Annotated in this window: 20 protein-coding genes and 1 tRNA gene; 14 read left to right on the plus strand and 7 right to left on the minus strand. The window is 55.8% G+C overall.

Features of this window, described 5'->3' with window-relative positions:
- The first annotated feature begins 43 nt into the window (after nt 1–43).
- Nucleotides 44–1,537 (plus strand): RimK family protein, encoded by a 1,494-nt coding sequence (locus JQR90_RS08395; protein WP_010797997.1) that lies wholly within the window; start codon nt 44–46, stop codon nt 1,535–1,537.
- A 156-nt stretch (nt 1,538–1,693) separates the two neighbouring features.
- Here the strand turns inward: JQR90_RS08395 and JQR90_RS08400 are convergent, their stop codons facing one another.
- A complete protein-coding gene (locus JQR90_RS08400) occupies nt 1,694–2,500 on the minus strand; it encodes a hypothetical protein (RefSeq protein WP_010797998.1) in 807 nt (268 codons plus the stop codon).
- A 57-nt stretch (nt 2,501–2,557) separates the two neighbouring features.
- Nucleotides 2,558–3,523, minus strand: a complete 966-nt coding sequence (locus JQR90_RS08405) for an alpha/beta hydrolase (RefSeq protein ID WP_177325227.1) — start codon at nt 3,521–3,523, stop codon at nt 2,558–2,560.
- A gap of 175 nt (nt 3,524–3,698) precedes the next feature.
- On the opposite strand from JQR90_RS08405, the gene aroC reads away from it, so the two are divergent.
- From aroC to JQR90_RS08450, 9 genes are all read left to right on the plus strand, one after another.
- Nucleotides 3,699–4,790 (plus strand): chorismate synthase, encoded by a 1,092-nt coding sequence (gene aroC, locus JQR90_RS08410; protein WP_010798000.1) that lies wholly within the window; start codon nt 3,699–3,701, stop codon nt 4,788–4,790.
- Between the two features lie 126 nt (nt 4,791–4,916).
- A complete protein-coding gene (locus JQR90_RS08415) occupies nt 4,917–6,098 on the plus strand; it encodes an MFS transporter (RefSeq protein WP_010798001.1) in 1,182 nt (393 codons plus the stop codon).
- The gene (locus JQR90_RS08420; RefSeq protein WP_434140715.1) at nt 6,058–6,675 is read left to right on the plus strand and encodes a methylthioribulose 1-phosphate dehydratase; all 618 of its coding nucleotides are present in this window, start codon (nt 6,058–6,060) and stop codon (nt 6,673–6,675) included. The genes JQR90_RS08415 and JQR90_RS08420 overlap by 41 nt, the downstream gene beginning before the upstream one ends.
- On the plus strand, nt 6,672–7,223 hold the full coding sequence (locus JQR90_RS08425; RefSeq protein ID WP_074825355.1) for a 1,2-dihydroxy-3-keto-5-methylthiopentene dioxygenase: 552 nt from the start codon (nt 6,672–6,674) through the stop codon (nt 7,221–7,223). Before JQR90_RS08420 ends, JQR90_RS08425 begins: the two co-directional genes overlap by 4 nt.
- The gene (gene mtnC, locus JQR90_RS08430) at nt 7,220–7,903 is read left to right on the plus strand and encodes an acireductone synthase (protein WP_434140716.1); all 684 of its coding nucleotides are present in this window, start codon (nt 7,220–7,222) and stop codon (nt 7,901–7,903) included. The genes JQR90_RS08425 and mtnC overlap by 4 nt, the downstream gene beginning before the upstream one ends.
- 94 nt (nt 7,904–7,997) lie before the next feature.
- Nucleotides 7,998–8,213: a PLD nuclease N-terminal domain-containing protein gene (locus JQR90_RS08435; RefSeq protein ID WP_010798005.1), complete on the plus strand. Its 216-nt coding sequence runs from the start codon at nt 7,998–8,000 to the stop codon at nt 8,211–8,213.
- Nucleotides 8,214–8,315: 102 nt separating this feature from the next.
- Nucleotides 8,316–9,176, plus strand: coding sequence for a polyamine aminopropyltransferase (gene speE, locus JQR90_RS08440; RefSeq protein WP_019365086.1), 861 nt, complete (start codon nt 8,316–8,318; stop codon nt 9,174–9,176).
- 250 nt (nt 9,177–9,426) lie between these two features.
- Nucleotides 9,427–9,762 (plus strand): ribonuclease E inhibitor RraB, encoded by a 336-nt coding sequence (locus JQR90_RS08445; protein ID WP_010798007.1) that lies wholly within the window; start codon nt 9,427–9,429, stop codon nt 9,760–9,762.
- A gap of 150 nt (nt 9,763–9,912) precedes the next feature.
- On the plus strand, nt 9,913–10,800 hold the full coding sequence (locus JQR90_RS08450; RefSeq protein ID WP_312600438.1) for an AEC family transporter: 888 nt from the start codon (nt 9,913–9,915) through the stop codon (nt 10,798–10,800).
- Nucleotides 10,801–11,155: 355 nt separating this feature from the next.
- Here JQR90_RS08450 and JQR90_RS08455 read toward each other — a convergent pair whose 3' ends face one another.
- Nucleotides 11,156–11,851 (minus strand): crotonase/enoyl-CoA hydratase family protein, encoded by a 696-nt coding sequence (locus tag JQR90_RS08455; protein WP_434140717.1) that lies wholly within the window; start codon nt 11,849–11,851, stop codon nt 11,156–11,158.
- Between the two features lie 202 nt (nt 11,852–12,053).
- Here JQR90_RS08455 and JQR90_RS08460 point away from each other — a divergent pair.
- From JQR90_RS08460 to bcsG, 4 genes are all read left to right on the plus strand, one after another.
- Nucleotides 12,054–12,143: transfer RNA gene (locus JQR90_RS08460), tRNA-Ser, on the plus strand.
- A gap of 798 nt (nt 12,144–12,941) precedes the next feature.
- A complete protein-coding gene (bcsE, locus tag JQR90_RS08465; RefSeq protein ID WP_312271055.1) occupies nt 12,942–14,507 on the plus strand; it encodes a cellulose biosynthesis protein BcsE in 1,566 nt (521 codons plus the stop codon).
- Nucleotides 14,497–14,700 (plus strand): hypothetical protein, encoded by a 204-nt coding sequence (locus JQR90_RS08470; RefSeq protein ID WP_010798013.1) that lies wholly within the window; start codon nt 14,497–14,499, stop codon nt 14,698–14,700. The genes bcsE and JQR90_RS08470 overlap by 11 nt, the downstream gene beginning before the upstream one ends.
- Before the next feature lie 89 nt (nt 14,701–14,789).
- Complete coding sequence (gene bcsG, locus JQR90_RS08475) at nt 14,790–16,475, plus strand: cellulose biosynthesis protein BcsG (RefSeq protein ID WP_434140718.1); 1,686 nt, start codon at nt 14,790–14,792, stop codon at nt 16,473–16,475.
- Nucleotides 16,476–16,523: 48 nt separating this feature from the next.
- Here the strand turns inward: bcsG and JQR90_RS08480 are convergent, their stop codons facing one another.
- From JQR90_RS08480 to bcsB, 4 genes are all read right to left on the minus strand, one after another.
- On the minus strand, nt 16,524–17,564 hold the full coding sequence (locus tag JQR90_RS08480; protein ID WP_434140719.1) for an NADP-dependent oxidoreductase: 1,041 nt from the start codon (nt 17,562–17,564) through the stop codon (nt 16,524–16,526).
- 132 nt (nt 17,565–17,696) lie between these two features.
- Nucleotides 17,697–21,152: a cellulose synthase complex outer membrane protein BcsC gene (gene bcsC / locus JQR90_RS08485; RefSeq protein ID WP_434140720.1), complete on the minus strand. Its 3,456-nt coding sequence runs from the start codon at nt 21,150–21,152 to the stop codon at nt 17,697–17,699.
- Nucleotides 21,140–22,243: a cellulose synthase complex periplasmic endoglucanase BcsZ gene (gene bcsZ, locus JQR90_RS08490; RefSeq protein ID WP_434140721.1), complete on the minus strand. Its 1,104-nt coding sequence runs from the start codon at nt 22,241–22,243 to the stop codon at nt 21,140–21,142. The genes bcsC and bcsZ overlap by 13 nt, the downstream gene beginning before the upstream one ends.
- A 5-nt stretch (nt 22,244–22,248) precedes the next feature.
- The gene (gene bcsB / locus JQR90_RS08495) at nt 22,249–24,504 is read right to left on the minus strand and encodes a cellulose biosynthesis cyclic di-GMP-binding regulatory protein BcsB (RefSeq protein WP_434140722.1); all 2,256 of its coding nucleotides are present in this window, start codon (nt 24,502–24,504) and stop codon (nt 22,249–22,251) included.
- Nucleotide 24,505: the final 1 nt, after the last annotated feature.

Here is a 24,505-nt window from a genome sequence, read left to right on the forward strand (position 1 = left end):
GGTAATAGGCTCCCAAGGCGATTATCTGCACCGAGGAGGTGTTGTGAGCAAGCTGTATATCATCGTCGAGCGCAAGGAGGATTGGTCATCCTATTATCCGAGCGAAGACGTTATCACTGCCCAGGAATACCTTGAGCAGTCAAATGAGCAAGATAACGGCAAGCGTGTGCAGGTCATCAACCTGTGCCGTAACCAGAAGTACCTAGGGCACGGGTATTACTGCTCATTACTGGCAGAGGCCCGGGGTCACAAGGTAATTCCCTCCGTTCGCACGATCAGTGAGCTCTCCCGTAAATCCATCTATAACCTGGCGCTGGAAGATCTCGACAGGTTACTGAGCAAGGCCTTGAAGGGCCATCCCTACGCCAGTGCTGATGGGTTCACGTTGACCCTGTACTTTGGGCGAACCGATATCGAAGCCTTGCAGGATCTGGCCCGCCAGCTGTTTGAAGCTTTCCCCAGTCCACTGCTGCTCGTGGATTTTCGCCGCAATCGTGAGGGCTGGCATATTGGGGGCGTCAAGCTGGGAGCCATACACAAGCTGCACGAAGCTCAGGAAGACCTTTTTGCCAATGCCTTGGATGGTTTTAGTCGACAGGTCTGGCTCAAGCCGCGCGTACGCGAAAAATATCGCTTCGAAATGGCTATCCTGCATGACCCGAAAGAAGCGTTTCCGCCTTCTGATGCCAAGGCTCTGAAAAGCTTTGTCCGGATTGGCAAGCGCCTGGGAATTGATGTCGAGTTGATCGAGAAAAAGGATTACTCACGCCTTTCGGAGTTCGATGCGCTGTTTATCCGTGAGACAACTGCCATCGATCATCACACGTATCGTTTCGCCAAAAAAGCGGAAAGCGAGGGGTTGGTGGTAATGGATGATCCCCGCTCGATCCTGCGATGCACCAATAAAGTCTATCTGGCGGATTTGCTTAAAGCACACAAGCTGGACATGCCCAAGACGGAAATTCTGTACAAGGACAATGCCGCCCAGTTGGCAACGGTAGGGGAGCGGCTGGGCTTTCCGCTGGTGCTAAAGATTCCGGATGGTTCGTTCTCGCGTGGCGTTATGAAGGTCTCCAATCAGGAGGAGTTGAACAAGGCGAGCGCCGAGTTGTTCGAGCGCTCCGTGCTGCTCCTGGCCCAGGAGTTCTTTTATACCGACTATGACTGGCGCATAGGGGTGCTCAACCAAGAGCCTATCTTTGCCTGTCAGTACTTCATGTCGAAAGGGCATTGGCAGATCTACGATCACAGCGCCGGTGCGGTCGAGAGCAGTGGTGACTTTCGTACCGTACCCATTCAGGAGGCACCTCATGAAGTGGTCGAGCTGGCGGTTCGTACTGCCAACCTTATCGGCGACGGCCTGTACGGAGTTGACCTCAAGCAGGCGGGCGAGCGAATGGCGGTCATCGAGGTCAACGACAATCCCAATATCGACTCAGGGATCGAGGATGCCGTCCTGAAGGATGATCTGTATGCGTTGGTTCTGGAGGAGTTCATCCGCCGGTTGGAGTTGCAGCGCAACGGTCAGCGTTGGTGATCACTGATGTTCTTAAAAACATTTGGACGCTAAAGTGTCCCGCAGAGCGGTTGGAGCCCTAGAGGGAGGGTTCTCAATCCCAAGTAAGCACGTGCCAAAAGAGTGCCGATAAAGCATCGGCTTCAGGCGTAGCTGTAACGCCTGAAGCCTTTTGACTCAATGAAACACCATCCAGATCAGCAGCCCGGCCTCGAAGAGGCAGAACGCCATCAGGCATGCCATGGTGAACTTCAGGCCCGCATCGTCACGACGGTAGGCGGCAATCTGCTCCTGCAGCTTGAACACGCTGAGGTCACGCTCATGCAGGTTCTTGTCCGCCTGTTCCAGCATGCTGCCTACATCCAGCAGGGAAAGCACCTGCACCTTATCCATGTTCCATTCGCTTTTAAGCTCGCTGGCCTTGGGCGCGCTACAGATGGCCTTGAGGGTTTGCCCCTCAAGATAGGTAAGGGTAAAACCCTGAGCTTCCAGTGCATGGTCGCGGCGCTTGCGCATCTCCTCGACAAATCCATCACGGGCTGGCAGATCAAGGTTGGCCACCTTGTAGTGGCCCCACTTGGTCTTGGCCCATGCAATGCCCTGAGCCAACAGAAAGCGGCCCAGGCCACGATTGGATGGCTCGACTTGCAACAGTCCGCCTTCAAGTCCGCCGGGTTCGGCGGTGAAGCGGATCTCCTTGTTCTCGTGATCAGCCCAGATATTCAGGAAGTTTTGATCACGGTGAACGCGCTGTCCGGGCAGCTGAATGCTCAACGATAAAACGCTCAGATCGTCTCCATGCCGTTCGGTCTTACCAAACTGCACAAAGCGCAGCGGGCGAGGCCCGGTAATACGATCCGTAGGCAACGGTGTCAGACGCAGCAGGTAAAAATATTCCGGTCCGAGCTCGGCCCAGGGATGCGTCTGCTTCTCAGGGGCGGTTTCCTCGGCGGTAGTGGGTTCTTCAATATCGGTTTCAGTCATGGCCGCGATCCTTTTCTACCTCCGCATGGGGTAATTCAAATCGCTATATCGGCCAAATCAGCGTGAACTAGAGACTTTTTCCTGAATGAAGACAGTCATTCGCTCCACCAATTCGCCCGCTAATGGAAGATCCGGGTTGTTGTAGGTGGAAAGCTGAGCTTCGACATTGGCTGGCGTGATTCTGAGCATATGATTCATACCGGGAATCAGTGCCAGCTCGGCCTCGGGCCTTGCCCGTTTAAGCGCCTCGGCATCCTTGATGTCTACCTGAATGTCATGCTTGCCCTGGATGATCAATGCCGGAGCCTTGACCTGAGCGAAGGCCTGGGCGGGATTCTCCCGGAAGAGGGTGATCAGGTAAGGCTGAACGCTAGGGCGAAACAGCACCATCAGGGGCTCCGGTACCTGAAGCTGCATCTGGCCTTTATCCAGCTGATCCATGATCCATTGTGCGCTGGCCAGCAGCGGAGGGGACAGCTTGGTTGCCAATTGCTCGCGCAACACGTCGTCGATGGGGCGGCCACTTCCCGACAAGGTAATCAGGGCATCGGCACCTGCATCGTTGGCAGCGAGGCTGGCCATGAGGGCGCCTTCGCTATGGCCGATCAGGATCAGTTTTGTAAAACGCGGGTCTGAGTGGAGCTTTTTCGACCATGCGACGATATCTGCAACATAGCGTGGGACGCTCAAGTCTTCTTCCCGTGGCGCAGCAGGCGTACTTTGTGCAACGCCACGCTTGTCATAGCGAACGCTGGCAATACCGTTCTCAGCCAGGGCCTCGGCCAGGCGTTTCAAGGCAAAGTTACGCGCCATGGGGTTATTGCCGTCACGGTCTGTAGGCCCGGAACCTGCAATGATAAGAGCTACCGGCTGTGGCTTGTGACTTTCCGGCATGACCAAGCTGCCATACAGCGTTCCGTTGGCCGTCTCAAGGTTGATAGGGTGATATAGGATCGGCCCCCTGGCCGCGAATGCGGGTAGCGTCAGAAGGCAACACAGCAGAACAAGCAGACGGGACATCACAACACTCATGACCATAAACAAAGGACACCGGACGGTTCCGGTAACCCGTAATTGGACGCAGCGTAACGGTTAGGGTTCTAAAGATGAACTCGGGAAAGCCAGAAGGTATACTCGTTCGCTTTCTGTGCCGGCGCTGGATAGGCTCCGGTCCATCGATTCTGCGGAGCTTTGCGACATGTCCGGCAATACCTTTGGCACATTGTTCACTGTTACCACGGCTGGCGAGAGCCATGGGCCCGGGCTGGTCGCGATTGTAGACGGATGCCCACCGGGGCTGCCGTTGGCGTTGGCTGACCTTCAACATGATCTGGACCGTCGCAAGCCGGGCACCAGTCGGCATACTACCCAGCGCCAGGAGCCGGATGAGGTCGAGATCTTGTCTGGCGTGTTCGAAGGCGTCACCACCGGTACGCCTATCGCCTTACTGATTCGCAACACCGACCAGAAGTCAAAGGACTACTCTGCCATCAAGGACCTGTTCCGCCCAGCTCACGCGGACTATACCTATCACCATAAGTACGGGTTGCGTGACTACCGTGGCGGTGGCCGCAGCTCTGCTCGTGAAACATCCATGCGGGTTGCGGCTGGCGCCATTGCCAAGAAGTTTCTGGCAACCAAGGGCATCCGTGTCCGGGGCTACATGAGCCAGCTCGGTCCTATCGAAATTCCGTTCAAGACCTGGGATAGCGTGGAGGAGAATGCGTTCTTCTGTCCTGATCCAGACAAGGTCCCAGAGTTGGAAACGTACATGGATCAGCTGCGTCGCGATCAGGATTCGGTAGGCGCCCGGGTCACGGTCGTGGCCGATGGTGTTCCGCCCGGCTTGGGTGAGCCAATCTTCGATCGTTTGGATGCCGAGCTGGCGTATGCCCTGATGAGCGTCAACGCGGTAAAGGGCGTCGAGATCGGCGCCGGATTTGCCAGTGTGGCGCAGCGGGGCACCGAGCACCGTGATGAGCTGACCCCCGAAGGTTTTCTCAGCAACAACGCCGGCGGTGTACTGGGAGGTATTTCCTCCGGGCAGCCGATCGTAGCGCATCTGGCGCTCAAGCCTACCTCAAGCATTACCACGTCTGGCCGTTCCATCGATGTGAATGGCCAGCCCGTTGATGTGATAACCAAGGGCCGCCACGATCCTTGCGTTGGTATTCGGGCCACCCCGATTGCCGAGGCGATGATGGCGCTCGTCCTGATGGATCACTACCTGCGACATCGTGCCCAGAATGCGGATGTACACGTAGGAACGCCTGTCTTGGGTCAGCTCTGATTGCGGGCTTATCAGCCTATAGACAGGTTCAACTGCAGCTGCCCGTGGAGGGCAGCTGCATGAATAGGCACGCCGCTGATCAGCTGTACCGGCCTACTCGGGCACTGCATGAATACACATGAGTCAATGCCGATTCCTTATTGGCGTCTGTCCAGCTTCTATTTCTTCTACTTCGCCTTGCTGGGCGCAACGGCGCCGTTTCTGTCGCTCTACTTTCATCATTTGGGGTTTTCCAGCGAGCATATCGGTCAACTGGTCGCTATTCCCATGCTGATGCGCTGCCTGGCACCCAATCTCTGGGGGTGGCTGGGCGACCGTACCGGTAAGCGGTTGACCATTGTTCGTTTCGGCGCCTGCTGCACGCTCATCTGCTTTGCGGGGATTTACCTCAGTCATAGCTACGCCTGGCTCGCCCTGGTCATGGCGGCCCATGCGTTCTTCTGGCACGCGGTGCTGCCACAGTTTGAAGCCATTACCCTGGCACACCTGCGTGAACAGGCTTCGCTGTATAGCCGCATTCGCCTCTGGGGATCCGTCGGGTTTATTGCAGCAGTGGTAGGGCTGGGCAAGCTGTTCGAGCATTTCAGTCTTGATCTGTACCCAGCCGGCCTGCTGGTCATCATGGCCGGTATTGTCATAGGCAGTATCTGGGTTCCGTCGCCTCTTGCGGTAAAACTGGAAAACAGCGGAAGCGAAGGCGGACTCATGGGTTGTCTGCGTCAACCGGGCGTCATGGCTTTTTATTTGGGGGCCTGCCTCATGCAGCTCTCCCATGGGCCTTATTACACCTTTCTAACGATACACCTGGAAAACCTGGGTTATGCTCGCGGCACGATCGGTCTCTTGTGGGCAATAGGGGTTGTGGCGGAGGTGCTGATCTTTTTGGTCATGCCTCGTTTGTTGACCCTGTTCAGCCTGAGACAGGTACTTGCGGCCAGCTTTCTGCTTGCAGCGCTGCGCTGGCTGCTGTTGGGTCATCTTGCCGATTACCTAGGGGTTCTGCTCTTTGCCCAGGTCATTCATGCGGCTACATTTGGTTGTTTTCATGCATCGGCGATCCATTTCATCCAGCGCCGTTTCGGAAACAGACATCAAGGGCAGGGGCAGGCACTGTATGCTGCACTGTCGGGAACCGGAGGCGCCTTGGGGGCGTTTTACTCCGGTTATAGCTGGCAGGTGTTGGGTCCTGCCTGGACATTCGGCTTCGCCAGCCTGGCAGCGCTGGTGGGGGCATGCATGATCATTACGCGTTTGGAAGATCGACATCATGATGAATCATCGGGAGCTGCTGGCGCAGCAAATCATTGAGGCGGGTCAGTTTCTCTACAGTCGGGGATGGTCTCCAGCAACCAGTAGCAATTACTCTGCCCGGCTGTCCGAGACCCGCGCGTTGCTTACAGTCTCAGGCAAGCACAAGGGACAGTTGGGCCTGGATGATGTGCTCGTAACGGACCTGGAAGGTAACAGCCTGGAGCCCGGCAAGAAGCCGTCGGCCGAAACGCTGCTGCATACCCAGCTGTATCGATGGAAGCCGGAGATTGGGGCGGTGCTGCATACGCATTCGGTTAATGCCACGGTTCTGTCCCGGATGGTTGCCGACGAGGCGCTGGTACTGCATGACTATGAGCTGCAGAAGGCCTTCAGCGGTATCACGACCCACGAGGGCAGGGTACTGGTACCGATCTTTGAAAACGATCAGGACATCGCCCGGCTTGCCACGCATGTTCAGGCATGGCTCGACACGCATCCAGACTGCGTGGGGTATTTGATTCGTGGTCATGGTCTCTATACTTGGGGGGCTCGTATGAGCGATGCCTTGCGCCAGATCGAGGCGTTCGAGTTTCTTTTCGAATGTGAACTTAAAATATTGAGTATCCGGACATGAGCCGCCTGACTGTCTACCATGAGTCCCATCCCGAGCAGCCCAACAAGGTGCTTACCCAGGGTGATCATATCGCGGCAACGCTGGCCGAAGTAGGCGTTCGATTCGAACGCTGGCAGGCCACGGCGCCTGTAGCGCCGGGGGCGAGCCAGGAAGAAGTGATTGCTGCCTATCGTCCCGAGATCGATCGTCTTATCCAGGAGCGCGGCTATCAGACCGTGGATGTGATCAGCATGAAGGCTGATCATCCTCAGAAAGCCGAGCTGCGCGCCAAGTTTCTGGACGAGCATCGTCATGCGGAGGATGAGGTCCGCTTTTTCGTGGCCGGGCGTGGCCTCTTTACCTTGCATATCGGCGAATATATCTATGCCGTACTGTGCGAGAAGAATGACCTAATTTCAGTGCCCGCCGGTACACCGCACTGGTTCGATATGAGCGAAGAGCCCAACTTCGTTGCGATCCGGCTGTTCAATAATCCTGAGGGATGGATCGCCCAGTTCACTGGGGAAGACATTGCTTCCCGTTTTCCACGCCTGGAGGCAGATGCATGACTATTCGCGCTATCCTGACCGATATCGAGGGCACGACCAGCGCGGTCAGCTTTGTCTTTGATGTCCTGTTTCCTTTTGCGGCCAAGCATCTGCCGGGCTATGTGCGTGAGCATGCTCAGGAGGTGGCAGTGGCAGAGCAGCTGGATGCGGTGCGCGCCGAGGCCGGGGAGTTGACTGCCGATACCGAGCGCGTCATTGAGATTCTGCTGGGCTGGATCGCTGAGGATCGTAAGGTTACACCGCTCAAGGCCTTGCAGGGCATGATCTGGGCACAGGGCTACAAGGCCGGCGAGCTGAAAGGGCACGTCTATCCGGATGCCGTCGAAGCCCTTCGGCGCTGGCATGCGCTGGGGATTGCGCTTTACGTCTATTCTTCCGGCTCTGCGCAGGCGCAAAAGCTCATCTTCGGTTGTTCCGAGGCTGGAGACCTGACGCCGCTGTTTTCCGGCTACTTCGATACGATGACCGGAGGCAAGCGTGAAGCCGCTTCCTATAGCCGTATCGCCAGCGCAACCACGCATCAGGCAGATGAAATTCTCTTCTTATCGGATGTTGTCGAGGAGCTGGATGCTGCCCGGTCTGCCGGTATGAAAACCTGTGGCCTGGTTCGCGAGGGCGGCGAGCTGGCCGGTCACCCTTGCGTGAAAAGCTTTGCTGAAATCGACCCTCTGGCGCTCTGACAAAAGGGATATCAGCGACATTCGGTCGTTTGAGGCGAACTACCGCCTCGGGTGCGCAGTCCCAATTTTACCGGAACTGAATTGGAGAGCACCCATGATTAACTCAACTATAGGCGGTGTCATCGGTTTCATCGTCTTCTTGCTGGATATCTGGGCTATCGTTAGCGTGATTCGCAGCGACAGCACCAGTAACAAGAAGATCTTCTGGACACTGCTTATTATCATTCTGCCAGTCGTGGGGCTGATTGCCTGGGGGCTTGCGGGTCCTCGCGGAAGTACGTCCGTATCGGCGCCAACGCATAAAGGGTAGTAGAACGCGTCTGGAGACCGTCACGTATTGCCCTTACAATGCCCGCCTTTTCCAGGGCGGGCGTTTTCCGTTCCGCCCATCCGAGGAACGGGAGACCTCTCAATGAAAGATTATCTAGAAACCCTATATGACGGCTATGGCCAACGCTTTCGCATGGACGAGCTGCTCCATGAGGTTCGTACCGAGCACCAGCAACTCGTTATTTTCAAGAATGCCCGCATGGGACGCGTCATGGCGCTGGACGGCGTAATCCAGACGACCGAAGCCGATGAGTTCATTTACCACGAGATGCTTACCCATGTGCCGTTGTTTGCCCATGGTCAGGCCAAGCGTGTCCTGATCATCGGTGGCGGTGACGGCGGTATCCTGCGGGAAGTGGCCAAGCACAAGAGTGTCGAGCACATCACCATGGTGGAAATCGATGCGGCCGTGGTCGACATGTGCAAAACCTATCTGCCCAATCACTCCAATGGCGCATTTGACGACTCGCGTCTCAACCTTGTCATCGATGACGGTATGCGCTTCGTGGCAAATACCACTGACCGTTTCGACGTGATCATTTCCGACTCGACCGATCCCATCGGCCCGGGTGAAGTACTGTTCTCGGAAAACTTTTATCAGGCCTGCCATCGCTGCCTGAATGAAGGTGGAATCCTGGTCACGCAGAACGGCACGCCCTTCATGCAGCTTGACGAAGTGAAGACCACAGCAAGCCGGGTCAACGGGCTCTTTGCTGACTGGCATTTCTATCAGGCTGCCGTACCGACCTACATTGGCGGCGCGATGACCTTTGCCTGGGGCAGCCGAGACGCTGGCAAACGTTTCGTGCCGGTAGATACCCTACGCGAACGGTTCGCAGTCTCCGGCATTGTTACGCGCTATTACAATGCCGACATCCATATTGGTGCCTTTGCGCTGCCTCAATATGTACTAGGCGCCATTGGCAAGACTTCCAACGCCTGATACTTTCGGAAGGTGCCCTGTGATCATTTGCAGGGCACGCACCACTCGTCGCTATCCAAGGAACCGGTGCCGCCTCAAAGCTCTCTTTTAGTTGTGTGCAATGCTATACGTCAGGCGTTTGTGTTGGCGTTCTTTTAGTTGAAAGGGCTCTGCGGGTGGCTTCGCTGATACCGGCGATCACCGTTGCAACGCCTCTATCACGCTCTATCGCATTAACTAAAAATCCCATTCAATGAGCAGGAGGTGCCCTATGCCTTTAAACATCTCCGATGATGTAAGCCTTACTGTGCTCCGGCAGATGAAGGAGGGTGGTTTCGACTTCTCACGCATACATCCCATCGATTTCTTCGCTATTTTTCCTGATGAAAAACAGGCCCGAGAGGCTGCATGTCAATTCAAGGGAGAGTCGTTGAACGCTCAGATAATCCCGCACGAAGAGGGTGGGTGGCACTTACAGGTCAGTAAGGTCATGTTTGCTACCTATACGACAATTGACGATTTCGAGTCTGATCTTGAGGCTGTCGTCAGTCCTCTTGGCGGAACGTTGGATGGCTGGGGCGTAACCCAGGAAATCAGGAGGACCTGATCCTGACGTCGAGGCGTGGCCGTTAGTGTCATGCCTCATTTTAGTTTCTGCCACATGCTCCGTTTGATCTCACGTCCTGCGATACCGATTTACTACTCCCCGTTCCTGCCCAAGAGGGCATAATGAACCCTTGATTCAGGGGAGAAAGGCATGCTGTCAGAGTTATTCGCGGTCATGGCGCCTGTGCTCATTGGCGCAGGTATCGGCTATTTCTGGAAGCGCTGGGGCTATGAATATCCCACTGACTTCATCTCCCGCCTGGTCTTCAACGTAGCCTCTCCCTGTCTGGTCCTGGCGACACTGGGGCATGCACACATCGACAAGCACAGCTTTGGGCAAATGGCCCTGGCCTGCGTTATTATCTGCGCGATCATGGGTTTGGTAGCCTATGGGCTTGCTCGTGTCTTCAAGCGAGACTGGAAGGTATTGGCCCCGGCATTCATGTTTCCCAATGTAGGCAACATGGGCTTGCCGGTGTGCCTGTATGCGTTCGGCGAGCAAGGCATGACACTGGCCGTGGCGTTCTATCTGGTCTTGTCGATCGGCAATTTCAGTCTGGGTATTTTCTGGATGTCCGGCGAACGCTCGCTCAAGATGCTGTTGGGTAATCCCATCATGATCAGCGTAGCGATAGCGTTATCGCTCATGATGCTCGATGCCCAACTGCCGCGCTGGATTGCCAATACCGTCGACCTCATGTCTGGCCTCGCTATCCCGCTCATGCTTATTACGCTGGGCGTGTCACTGGCCAGCATACGGCCACAACACCTGGGGTCCGGCTTCCTATTCGGCGGAATCCGATTATGCCTGGGTGCTCTTGTGGGCTGGCTGGTGGGTTGGGCGCTACATCTGCCACCTCTGGCCCATGCTGTCCTCGTCACCCAGTCATCCATGCCCGTAGCGGTTTTCAACTATCTCTATGCCCTACGCGCTAACCGGTCTCCCCAGGAAGTAGCCAGTCTCGTATTGTGCTCAACCATACTGGCGTTTGGGTTCTTGCCGCTGATGCTGGCATGGTGGCTGCCTGCCACAGGATAATCAGCCCCCCAGCAGGCGGGTCAGGTTGGGAAGTACAAGTACGATGGTGGTGATGATCAGCACAAGACTCGCTTGCCGCCACTTGGGTGTCGGTTCTCTTAACATGACTCAAGCCCTTTCTTCTTATAGGGAGAAGCTCGATTGCTCTGTCGGCATTTATATGGCCCTCGCAAGGGCCATATCACATTGAGTCGAGACTAGGTCGCAAGTTACAGCCTGTTTAGATCTAAAGCTTTTCTAAATCTCTTACTTAATGATGTTTAGCGATTAAAAGGAGCGCTGTACAGCATCTTTTCACTGTTATAGACGCGTTTCACAGAGGCTTCGTGACAGCGTGCCGTTTGTCTGATGATTGTCAGGCGCGGTCGAAGTGTTGGGCGTCCAGCGCGATAGCCTCATCCAGTGCGGACAGTAATGGCGCTCTGGCCTTTACCTTCGTATTCCCATGGGCTGACATGTTGAGCTTGCTCAGGCGCATAGCGGCGCGGTGAACAGCGTCTTCCAACGCTTCTGGCGCTACGACTTCATCCAGAAAGCCTGCTTCGACAGCCGCTTCAGGTGAAAACATTTCAGCACCAATCACGGCTCGTTGAAAGGCGGGACGGGGCAACCGGTCGCGTGCGATTTCAATACCCGCCTGATGCATTGTCATACCAATGGCGACTTCATTCAGCCCTATGGTAAAGGCGCCTTTGACGCCAATCCGGTAGTCCGCCGACAGTAACAGGAAGGCACCTTTGGCAACGGCATGACCACCGCATGCAACTATCACGGGGAAGGGGTGGGACAACAGACGGCGTGACAGACGAGACCCCATTGTGACTAGGTCGATCGCCTGCTGCGGGCCGCTCATCATGACCTTCAGATCGAAGCCCCCGGAGAGGATTCCCGGTTGGCCTGTAATGACCACAATGGCTTTGTCCTTTTCGGCCTGATCGAGGGCCTCGTTCAGCGCATCGATAACAGCTGGCGAGAGTGCATTGACCTTACCGTTGTTCAGCGTAAGCGTTGCCACAGGGGATTCATAGCGATAAGAAACAAGTGCGTTCATGAGTGAGCCGTTGTCGTTATTGATATTGCGGTGAACGTAACGACTGTTTCGAGTCACGTAAAGCCGTTTGGTTGACTGCCTGGTCACGCGTGAACTGGGCTTTCTGATTTAAATGCATGAATACATTAAAAAAAATTTGCCATTTCAAAACTACATGGATATAGTAGCGCACCTCAACGACGCAGACGTTGAGAAAAATTCTGGTGAGGTGTCCGAGCGGTTGAAGGAGCACGCCTGGAAAGTGTGTATACGAGAAATCGTATCGTGGGTTCGAATCCCACCCTCACCGCCAGATTAACAAAACCCCTGAGAGCGAAAGCTCCAGGGGTTTTGTGCATTCTGAGTGAAATTTCTGCCGAATATACGGGCAGGATGTCAGCGTTTTAGATACCGAGCGCTTGGGGCGTAAGTTGCGAGTGTCAGATCCGGCAGGCAGGGTTCGCTGAAAGACGTTGGTTTGCGAAGTTCGCGCTCTATGTCCGTTAGCACAGTGTCCATCAGCAAAGGGTTCTGGACTTGCGCTGAGGTCAGCTTCCAGGTGAGCGGAGAATTCCCCGTTACGGGAGCTGCAGTAATGGTCAGGCTACCATCGCAATCGACCACTGTATTGACCTGGTAGCGTCCAAGCGAGAGATCCGACAGGTGAAGAAGTGACTTCATGATCAAAGAGCAGCGTTTTCCGTGATGAGTATTAGATACGGAATTTCCCAAACATTCCCGCACGGCTTGACCGTTTGTCAGATCTTCTTTTCCTGTCTTACGTCTTGATTTAGATCAAGAAAGAGGTTGTTTCACCGACGCTGTTGACTCAAGCCGCAGCGTGTCGTGGCGACATGTCCGCCGCGACTTGCCTTTTATGGCCAAAACTTCTGATGGCCTGAAGGCTATACGGGAAGGATGGTGGTAGGTGCGGTTATGAGGTCGCTGCTTAATCGCTCGACTGTTGTTTGCCAAGTTGCTGGCTATTGAATGGCTAGGCTGACTTTTTCCCCTGGGTACTGTCAAAAACCGGGATTGTGGCGTGTGGCCAACTGGATGTTCGCTGGGTTGTCTGCAATGCTGTGTTTATCTTCAGGCAAAGGCGAACAGTTTGCACATCGCTATTCATTCCCTACCTCAACAATATGGCCATATGCGCCAGCCTGGCCTGTACTGGTTGTTGGTTAACCAGGCTCTGGTGGCCGATACGTTGCTGCTGTCAACCCTCCATGAGCAGGCTTCGGACGTATCGTCAATTTGCGTATTGCCTGACCGGCCCAAGGACAGCTGGATCGACGTTCTGCTGGCTCATAAAACTAACGTCCGGTTTTATACGCTAGCTGAACAGAACCATGAGCGCTGGCTGGAGCGGTTGACCGAAGAGCTTGAATGGTACGGCAGGTTGGCCGGCCGGCTGATCGTGGTGCAGTACGATGTTCGCCAATTGGACAGTCTGACCGAGGCTGCGCTGAAAAAGCGGCTGGCTCATCTGGCCGGATGGGTCCGTAAGCACAAGGCTACATGGCTCATGATTGGGGTGGGAGATGGTGTCCAGCAGCGGACACGTCTGGCGCCGCTGAGTGATGAGTTATCCGGCCTGGGTGAAATGGAGCGCCATGCCTTTCATGTGCATTACCATATTGATCACTGGCGTAGCGGGGAGGGTGGCGTTTTTCATGCTGACTTCTCACTTGAGCTGAGTGAGTCCGGCCTGCGACTGGCCAATGCCGCTGATGTGGAAGTGTCTACCAGTAACCGTGATGACGAGGTGGTTCTGGCCTGGCGAGAATGCCTGGCAGGCCGACAGGCACCCTCCCGACATTGGCAGCTGTTTGACTCACTGGAAGATCTGCTTAATGCAGCCCATGGCGCCCATGCCGCTACGGTAGTGCTGGGCATTGCAACTGCGGGCAAGGTAGAGGAGCTGGCAAGACAGATCCATGGCTTACGCGCTGCCCGAGGCAATCGGCTCAAGATTGTGATTCGTGAAATCAGTCAGTGTCTTCGCCACGTGGATGAACGGCTGTTCTTTTCAGCGGGTACCAACCTCGTTGTGCCGTACCTGAACGATGTATCCCGTTTCTTTAGTCAGTTGCAAAGTGTACAAGGACAGATTTATCGGCGAACGGGCGATACGGACTTCGATAAGCTCCTGCAGGCATTACGTCCCCAGTTCATGCGTGGCTATGTGGCTGCAGAGACTTTTATTGGCAGTGTACAGGCCGAGCTGGAGCGCATCGTACAGGATGAGCTGCCCGGCATGGTATTAAAGCTCAAGCCCGCCCATGGTCTGACCGCACTGGATCTATTGGCACAGTGCGACATGAAGCGTCGTGGCGATTTTGTGACGGTGGTCGAGCAAAGCTTGTACCTGTATCTGTTTGCGTGTCGCCTTAATGATATCGAACCGGCCTTGCGAAATATTTTTCGTGTTTCTGTCGATACGCTGGCATCGAGTGTCGAGATTTATGACAGCGCCGAGCGGTTGGGGCTGGAGCTGAGTCGAATGAATGCGCTACCGGCCCAGCATGACTATACGGATGACCTTGCCTTCCGGCTCAAAGGTATTGCCGAGCCGGCTGACATCAAAGATGTCTCTCCCGAATCGGGTGAGCCACAGCCTGTATTGAGGCGTGTTTCGCTTATGGTAAAGAGGACTGCAACCCATGAGCGATGAGCTGTTTCACTACGCCATCATTCTGACCGGCATTCTGGCCTTTCTGGCGGGTTTTTTGCTGCGCTCGGCTTGGAAGGCCATACTGGATTGGATATTTCACAAGACACAAAGGCCTCGTTACCTGAAACCCTCGATAGAGCTTAAAGGGGGCAAGATTCGTGATGGCGAGACAAAAGGGCGGGGTAATCAGTAAACCTGGCGGACGTTTATGCTCCGTCATCCATTCGACTACGCCTCGCTATCGCCTTGAGCGGGCAGGACGCCTTGATTGAAGATGTGTTTATGACCGATAGACCACTGCTGCCGCCACCCACCGCGCTTCAATACTGGCGAGGGTTGGGCTTCTGGAATTATTACTTCCTCACCAAATTCGTGCTGGTCTGGCAAGGCCTGCTAAATTTTCATGCGTTGGAGAATTTGGCCTTTGCGGCTTTTCTGTTGGTGCCGCTGCCGCCGGTATGGCTGCACCGTCTGAGGCATGTCGTGGCGATTCCCATTGGCGTGTCGCTTTATCTATATGACACCTGGCTACCCCCTGTCAGCCGGCTCTTTGCCCAGTCTGCTGAGATATCGGCGTTCAGCTTTGACTATATCCTTGAGCTGGTAGGGCGGTTCATTAATACTTCCTGGCTGGCCGCAGGTCTCGTGCTGTTGGTGGGGTACCTGTTCTTCAGTCAGTGGATACGTTTCACGGCGGTAACGGTTGTAGCCTTGGTAACGATTCTGATGGCTGGCCAGACAACCTTCTGGCGTTCATTAAACCCTGCCGCAGGACCAACACTTGTAGACGTCCCAACCACGGCTGTACAGCCTGGAGGACAGGCGTCGCCTGTGCCCAGGCCGGTGGCGGGCGGAACGGTAGAGCCAACCGATGCTAATCTCAATGCAACACTCAGTGATTTTTATACCCATCAGAGCACTCTGGTCAGCCAGTTCCCTCCAGCTCTAGGTAGCGACGCGGCCCCCTTTGACGTGCTGATCCTGAATATCTGCTCGTTGGCCTGGGACGACATGGAGGATGTCGGACTCAGTCAGCATCCGCTCTGGAACAAGATGGACGTGCTGTTTGATGACTTCAATTCGGCCGCTACTTACAGCGGACCAGCTGTATTGAGGCTGCTTCGAGCGAGCTGCGGCCAGTTGCCTAATGCCGGGTTGTATCAGCCTGCCAGCAAGCAGTGCTTTCTCTTCGAAAATCTCAAGCAGTTGGGTTTTGACGAGGCTATGGTCATGAACCATACCGGTCGCTTCGATAATCTGATCGGGCAGGTCAAAGACAACGGTGATATGCAGGCGACTCTTTTCCCGTTTGGGGACTTGCGGCCCGTCATGACGGGCTTTGATGGCTCGCCCATTTACCGTGATGGACAAGTGCTCTCCAAATGGTGGCAACAGCGACTAGACAATGCGTCAGCGCGCGAGGCGATGTTCTATAACACAATCTCGCTGCACGACGGGAATCGGGTCATTGATCCAACGTCCGGCAAGACGGTCACGGCAGAATACAAGCCGCGTCTGCAAAACGTACTAGATGACCTGAGCGGATTTATTGATCGCCTCCAGGCTTCTGGAAAGCCGGTTCTGCTGGTGATCGTGTCCGAGCATGGCGCCGCATTGCGAGGCGATCTCATGCAGATCAAGGGTATGCGAGAAATTCCAAGCCCTACCGTGACGCACATTCCGGCCGGCGTCAAACTCATCAATGCCAAGGCGACGTTGAGTGGGGCGCCTGTTCATATCCGTACGCCTGCCAGCTACTTTGCGTTGTCGGAATTGATCAATCACTTGGTGGATGGCGCTGCCTGGAAAAATCCGAATTTCGACCTGAATGCCGTTATTACCAGCCTGCCGCAGCTGGATCATGTGGTGGCGGAAAACGAAGGCAGTGTGATGATGCGTTTCAACAGCACGCATTATTTGAGGCTGGATGGTAAAAGCTGGATCAAGTATCCGGAGCGGGGGAAGTAAGCGAGAAAGGCCAGTCGTAATGTACGGCTGGCCTTTCTGGCGCTAGCTTCAGTCGTTGCCGACCCGGACGACCAGCTTACCAAAGTTCTTGCCTTCCAGGAGGCCCGTAAACGCGTCAGGGGCGTTTTCCAGACCGTCCACGACCTGCTCGCGGTACTTGATCTTGCCTTCGCTTACCCAGGGCGTCATGTTTTCCAGGAACTCACCGTAACGGTCGCCATAGTCCATGGTGATGATGAACCCTTGCATGCGAATGCGCTTGTGCAGGAACGTAGCCTCCAGCATCGGGAGGCGATCCTTGCCGTCAGGCAGATCCTTTGGATCCTTGTTGTAAGTGGCGATCAGACCGCACACCGGTACGCGTGCCTTGGTGTTCAGGAGAGGCAGAACCGCATCGAATACCTTGCCGCCTACGTTTTCAAAATACACGTCGATACCCTTAGGGCAGGCCTTGGCCAGTGCCTCGGCAAAATGCTCACTCCGGTGGTCGATGCATTCATCAAAGCCCAGGGCTTCTACGGCATGCTGGCATTTTTCGGCTCCGCCCGCGATTCCTACAACGCGGCAGCCCTTGAGCTTGGCAATCTGTCCCACCGTCGAGCCAACGGGACCGGTGGCCGCGGCAACCACAACGGTTTCACCCTCCTTGGGCTGTCCAATATCAAGCAGCCCCATGTAAGCAGTAAAACCAGGCATTCCAAGAACGCCCAATGACCAAGAGGGATGCTCCGGGTTATCGCCGAGCTTGTTGAGACCATCGCCATTGGAGACGGCATAATCCTGCCAGCCATTAGCAGCTAATACCCATTCGCCTTCCTTGTAGTCCGGATGTCGGGAGCTTTCCACGCGGCAAACCGTGCCTCCTACCATCACATCGCCCACTTGCATCGGATCGGCATAAGATTTCGCATCGCTCATCCGGCCCCTCATGTAGGGGTCGAGAGACAGGTAGACCGTGCGCAGCAATACTTCACCGTCTTTTGGCTCAGGGCGAGGCTCGCGCTCCAGACGAAAGTTCTCTTGCGTCGGTGCGCCTTGCGGGCGCGAGGCCATTACGATGCGGCGATTTTCGTTTTGGGATTGGGTCATGTCTCACTCCTGTGGATCATCCAGGGTCAGCGCTGTACCTGTTCAACGAGAGCAGGCGGGCTGTTGGTTACAGGGAAGGGACTGACCCAGATGCCCAGGGTTCCTGAAAATCTCTTTCAGGCTGGCCTGGGTTTAATTGAACTGTGCATATTCCTGAAGTGGCTCGGGCGGCATCCTGAGATCGCCTTCCCAGGGAGCAAAACTGTAGCGCAGGTACACGAGTGCCTGGTTGGGTTTGTAGTCACTCCCCACGGAGCGCTCGATTCCGGCAGACGTACCGATGAACCAGTTGGGCGAAAGACGACGCTCCAGCGAAAAGCTGGCTCGATAGCCAAGGCCTTTGCTGCGGCCTCCCGTCAGTACAGGATTTCCTGCTTCGCGCTGCCAGGCGGACTTTGTCGGGAAGTAATCCGCATCATCCTCTTTCACCCACGAGTAGCTGGCTGATGCTTCGGCGTAAAACGACCAAGCATCCCAGCGTTGCGCAAAGTTGATCGGGACAGAGTAGGACAGGTATTGCTGTGGGCTATAATAGCCTCCCTGGCCGAACGTATAACCGCTCAGGTTTTCCTTGAAGTGCCAGTACATGACGTTACTGCCAACCCGCAGGCGTCGATTGGGCTCGTCGATCAGGCGAAAGTAGATTCCACTCATCAGGCGCAGGCGATCATTGCTTTCCACGTTTTTACCAGTCAGACGATGAGCCTGCAGGCTCGACCAGATGCCATAGAAGCCGCCCTGGTCGTAGCTCAAACCAAGCGATACCCCATTGGTGCGGACGCCACCCCAGGTTTTGCCTGTGCGAGGGTCTTCAGTACCTGCATAGGCCAATAAGGACGTGGACAGGGCGCGGCGGGAAATATCCATTGTCCAGCCAAGGGGCTCAAGATCGCCGCTCAGGCGTACGCCCCCTACGATATCCTGTACTGGAAACCCCAGCGGCGTAGTACCTACGTCCCATTGGGTGTCTTGCCCACGCCAGCCAACAGCCAGGCTGGTACCTTGGGCACGTTGGTTGATATGCCCGCGACTGCATTCCTCACGGGTCTGGCAGAGGGCGACACTTCCAAAGTTGTTCTGCTCAAGAATGTTTCCCAGGCTGCCATTATCCATCGTAATGGTTTCCGCCCGGAAAAAGCCTTTGCCATCCCTGAGGGGATGATCAGCTTCAAAGCGTAGATAATGGGCTTTGAGGTCCGATATACCCGGTGTGCCTGAGCTGTCCCATGCGTCATATTGCAGTGTCGCAGTAGCGGTCTGCTGTTGATAAAGCTCAGCGGTATCGCTGCGAATGCTGCGGTTGAGCCAGTCGTCGTCAGGTTGTACTCGGGTTTGCCGGGTGAACTGCGCATCGTTTTGGCCCGGATCGCCCATGTTGCTTGTGCGCATGGCCTGGCGATAGCGATCAAGCGCCAGGTTCGGCTGCTGATTATGCCTGGCGAGTCGCGCCGCGTCGCGCCACAGGAATGGATCGCTGGTTTCGATCTCCAGTGCTGCATTCATGTAGTGGTTAGCTTTCTCCGGCTCTCCCAGTTCTGACCAAAGATTGGCCATCCGACGTTGCTGTCCTGCAGTGGCTGCTTTGGAGGACAGCTCGGCCAGCTGGCGCCGTGCCTGGATATCAAGGCTCTGCTGATGGGCAAGCTCTGCCAGGCTGAGTCCGGCTTCTATATTGTCAGGCTCAAGTACCTGAGCTGCACGGTAATAACGTTTGGCCTCGTCAGGATGTCCACCTAATACCGACCACTCGCCCAGCAGGAGAGGAATACCCGCTTCCTTGGGAAAGCGCGTACGTGTCTTTTCAAGCAGGGCGGTCGCATCCTGGGTGCGGCCCTGATTGTTTAAATCGCGCGCTTGAGCCAGGGTCAGGCCATAATCCAGTCGATAGGCAAGGCTGTGCATATCCTCACTCCACTGGTTGGCCGGGACTTGACGCAGGCTATCAAGCGCCCTTTGCGCCTGGTTCTGACTGTCGAGAAAGAGCGCGTGGGCATACCGCAGGACCGGATCAGTGGAGCGCTGACGCAGCTGATTTGCAAAGGCGTCTTCTGCCTTTGGATTACCCAGTGCTGCGCGCGCTCTAGCAAGGTTATAGGCCAGCCAGGGATCCTGCGGCTGCAGCTCAAGGGCTTCTGTCAGCTTGTGCTCAGCGGTTGCCCATTGACCTTTGGCGGCATGGGCATCGGCCTCGCGCGACAAGATGTTCGCCTGAATCCGGTTCAACTCAGGTGTATAACGTTGACGCTGATCCTGGGGAAGGGAGGCGATAAGAGATTTGGCCGTGTCGATCTGGTTTTGCTCAAGATAAAGGTTGATGAGGCCCCGTAGTGCTGGACCGTTTCGACGGTCATAGGCCAGCGCCCGCTTGTAGGTCTGCTCGGCTCTGTTCGTATCACCCTGCGCTGCATAGACATCGGCAAGGCCCGTCAAGGGCTCTACGGCGCGAGGTTGCAGTCTGGCAGCGTTCTGGTAGGCCTTTGTCGCTGCAGTGTAATTGCCTGCACGCAATGCAGTATCCCCGTCATTGAGGGTTGCCCAGAATTGGGCTGTGTTGATCAGGCTTTGCCATTGGGCTCGCTGGTCGATGTTTTGTTCGCTGGCCAGGGCCTGTTGGTAAAGCGCCAACGCTTCCTGATGCCTACCTTCGCGCTGCCGTAGTCTTCCCAGATTGCCTAACGCATCTGAATCATTGGGAAAGCCCTTGAGGGCCTGCTGCAGGGCGCGCTCGATAGCAGCATAGTCCTGTGAGTTTTGCTCCAGAAGCTGCTGAGCCCTTTGCTTGGCTCTGAAAGTCGGGTTTGCCAGCAGTTGCTGCTGCGCGGCTAATCCCTCGTGGGCGATAGGAGCTGCATCCGGGTAGGACTCAAGGTAACGCTTCCAGAGCGTGACAGCCCGATCTTCAACTGGCATTCGCTGGAGTTGGTCCAGCCATACTGCAGAGGCGCCCTGGCGGGCGTAGGGGTCCTGACTGAGCTTTTCCAGGTCCTTATAGGCTTCTGGATCATAACGATTCAGATCGAGGCGCTGTCTGACCAGCGCCAGCCGATAATTGCCACTTTGCGGATAGCGATTTACCAGTGATTGAATACCCTGTAGGGCTCTGGTATGACCCTGCGGCGTATTGGCAACCGCTTGCCAGTATTCCAGCTCGTATTCCGGCGACGGCAGGCCTGGCTTGAATAGCTCATCGTATAGCTTCAGGGCTTCGTCATAGCGACCCGCCCGGGCGAGCAGCCTGGCTTGAAGAAGCTGCGATTTTTTCTTTGGCTGATCAAGCTCGATATCAAGCCGTACCAGACTCAATGCCTGCGAACCCGGAGCAACCTTTTCCAGATGCTCCAGTGCAGACTGTGCTTCCTGAGGCTTGTTCTGTCTTAACCTCAGGCGGGCGAGGGCAGCCAAGCCTTCCGGATGATCAGGTGCCACTTTGAAAAGGCGGTAAAGGCTGTCTTCGATCAGGTCATCTTTGTTACGCGCCTCGCCAGCCCTGACTTGCGCCATTAGCCGATCCTCCGGCGTAACGGGCCCCTCGGCCTGGGCCGACAGGCTAACCAATAGAAGAGACAGCAGAACAATCAGCGTGGGCATGCAGCGGTATCCGGCAACTGCAATTCACCATGAACGTTGAAGCGGAAGCGACCTTCTTGCCAGCCTCGTCCAAACAGCGACAGGACATTGCCATAATAGGCATCTGCCTCGAGCGGCTCCTGCTTCAGACGGGTTAGCTGAGCGTCGAGAGCCGCCTTGTCACCCAGGCTTGCCAGAAGCGGAAGTACAGCCGCCGAGAAGCCTAAAGGCCCGCGGTTTTGAGTAGTCCCTGTCTCGGCATTGACCTCTTCGGGCGGGTACCCCCGTTGCGAGATATAAGTCTGCATGGGCTGAAAGCGCGAAAGCAGGCTATCCCGGCCGGCTGATCCAGGCGCCTGCATACCTGCCCACAGGTAAACACGAATGGCGTTATAACTGCCTTGCCAGCCGCTCCGCTCGGAGCCATGCCAGGCGCCTGATCGCCAATCAATCCAGTCAGGTGCAAAGCCTTTGGGCGCGGTTTCGTTTAGCAGTCGCAGCGTAGGAGCAATCATGCCTTGCCAGGGGCCTTCCGGATGCTTGTAAGCGAAGCTGCTGAGCAAAAAGAGCGGCGTGTAGCTGGGGTTTAGCGTCCAGCTGTCATCGTCGGTAAAACCGACCGGGGCGGGCAGAAGCACCGGACCAAGCCCCTCAACCCGCGCGACTTCCTGCTTTTCGATCTGCTGCAGAAGCCGATTGGATAACGTCTGGTAATTGTGAATCCGCCAGAGGCGTGAGGCTTCCTGAAGGCTGTAGGCAATCCAGAGGTCGGCATCGGAAGCTGCGTTGTCATCCAGTATTTGAAAGTTGCCGTTTTCCGCTCGCCCCCAGAGCCAGGCGGGCAGGTGTTTGGAAAAGTCTCCCTGGCTCAGGTTGCCCTGCGTCCAGTTGACTAAACGCTGAAACGTGGTTCGGTCACCTGCCACCAGGGCGAAAAAGAGCGCGTAGGATTGCCCCTCCGATGTCGTAATTGCGCGCTCGTCGCTGCGATCAATCACCCTGCCATTTTCGATGAACCCGCGCTTGAAACTTTCCCAAGCCGGCCACTGGCAGGCAGCCGAGACGGGGCTGGCGAGACTGATCAGACAGAGGGAGGCAAGCACTTTTTTCATGAAGGTTACTCCTGTTCCTGCAGGCGACGGCGCGCCAGCCAGCGGAGGACATTCCAGAGCAGGGCAGCCAATATCAGTGTGGTCACGATTGCAATGAATGCCAGTAGCAGCGGATGTGCGGACAGGTGATACCAGAGAAGCAGCCACCAGGGCAGGCTGCCTACGTAGTAAGGCTCTCCTACGATATGACTGTCGATCCGGTCTCCGCGGAAAAGACTGACGGACCCGGTGACATTCTCAAGCCCGGTATTCTGGCTCAAGGCCTCTTGCAGCTGCTGATAGCTGTTTTCGCCATAACCCATCAGAGCGACTACGCTGCGCGAGCTAGCGTATGGGGATTCAAACCCGACCAGCGCCGAGATCGGCCCCGACGACGACGTTTGCAATTGTGTGTCTGCCATGGCAGACCCGGTGTCCTGTAGCGGTGACTCAAGGCGGGATGTCTTGCGGTTGGGAAGCATGAGCGACGTTCGGGTCTCATCCACGAACGCTGTCATATTCTTGTCCAACTCGGTCCGAGCCTGCTCGGGAATTTCACCTATTATCAGAACGTCGCGTTCGCCTTTCTTTATGGTTGACCAGTCATCACCAATGGAGACCTGTGTCGCGGGATAGCCTGTAATGGCCCCCATGCGTCCCATCAACGTAAACAAAAGGCCTGTCTGTTCCGGCGTTGGCTGCGAGGGCATCATTACCTGCGTCTGGGATAGATCGGCAAGGCGAGTAAAGGGATATCCGGCACTGACAAAGGCGCGTAGATCGGGCATAGCCTTGTAGTGATAGAGCGAAGAAAAATCAATGCTCGAGTCCGGATCGATTGCGGCCTGAACATTGAGCGGAAGCGTCGTGCTACAGCTGGTATTGTCGCCATTGGCCGGGAAGGCGCCGAAAGAAAAATCAAAACGCAGCTCATTGCGAGCCCCTAGCTTGAGTGACGGCACTTGAAAGCCGGTACTGGTCCCTAGCAGATTTTCGTTAAGAATTGGCAGATTAACACCGCCCATGCTCTGGTTGGCATTCTTGCTCAGCGTAAAGGCCTTGATGAACTGGTTGTTGGCGTTGACCGTCAACAGGGCCGTATCGTCACGGAGCGGGGGCGTGTAGCGGTATTTAAGATCCAGCGGGATACCGCGATTACGCCACACGAAGAGGTCCGGCGGAATATTAAACGCCAGCGTAATCGGTCGCGGCACCATGCCGGTGACTTCCAGCTGATTGGGATAATCCATCAGCTCGCCCAATCGAGTAGGGCGATCCAGTGAAACCCAATTTGGGGCATCGTAGGGTTGGCGGGGTGCCAGGGTTTGCAGAGAGTCCACGGTGGTGGATTGCCCTCGTAGCGTAACAGCGCCCAAGGCGACAGCTTTCGCTGCAGTCAGCAGGTCGTTGTCGTCGCGCCCAAGGATTAGTAACAGCTTCCCGTAGGGATTTTGCGGATTCTCGACAATCTCAATGGTCGGTGCTGTCACCTCCGCATACCCTTCAATCAACGCAGGCAACTGTGCATTCGTTGCAAACACAACGGCATTGCCTTGGATGGGCAGGTGTCCAAAAGAAGTCGGGAAGCTGGCGCCTCGCCAGCCGCTCAGCGTTCCAAACCAGGAGGCTATCACCGCGCCAGCGGTCTGCTGGGCACTGTTGGGACGATCTGCAAAGATGAATGGAACGCTCAGGGCCGCCGGGTCGCGCTGATCGAAAAAGGGCTCTGGTAATTTGGATAAGTCATTCTGGATCTTTAGTGCCTGAGTGCTCAGGAGCAGCTGGCTTTTCGCGCTGAAGTCAACCCATAGGCTGGAGTGCAGCGGGTCTTCGCAAATGGGGGCATAGTGGCCAACCAACTCAAAGCGCACGTTGTTGTAATCAGAAATAAACTGGGCATCGAGCGGTAGATCCCGAGTAATTTCCTTGCCCAGATCCGCCTGATTGATAGGCAATACCCCCATCAACTCATTGTTCAGATAGACTTTCAGGTGCGACTGCACCGGAATCAGCGCCGGCGAGGGGGTATACACCAAATGGAGTCGAGCGCCTGTGACGACCTCATCGCTACGTAACCCAAACGATGCGTAGAGATTTCTCAAGACATTACGGGTCGTCAGGTTTCCCGCTGATGAGATCTGATTGAAGCCCAGCTGCCGCTCCTGTACCGGTGGGGCAACGGGTGTCGTGTTGGGAGCAGGCGCAACCGTAGGCGCCGCGGTAGTCCAGGGAGCGCAGGTCAAGAGAGCCGCTGCGATGAGAAAGCGGATTACGCCTTTCATG

It is taken from the genome of Pseudomonas sp. JZ114 (assembly GCF_051027705.1).
Lineage (GTDB): Bacteria > Pseudomonadota > Gammaproteobacteria > Pseudomonadales > Pseudomonadaceae > Chryseomonas > Chryseomonas luteola.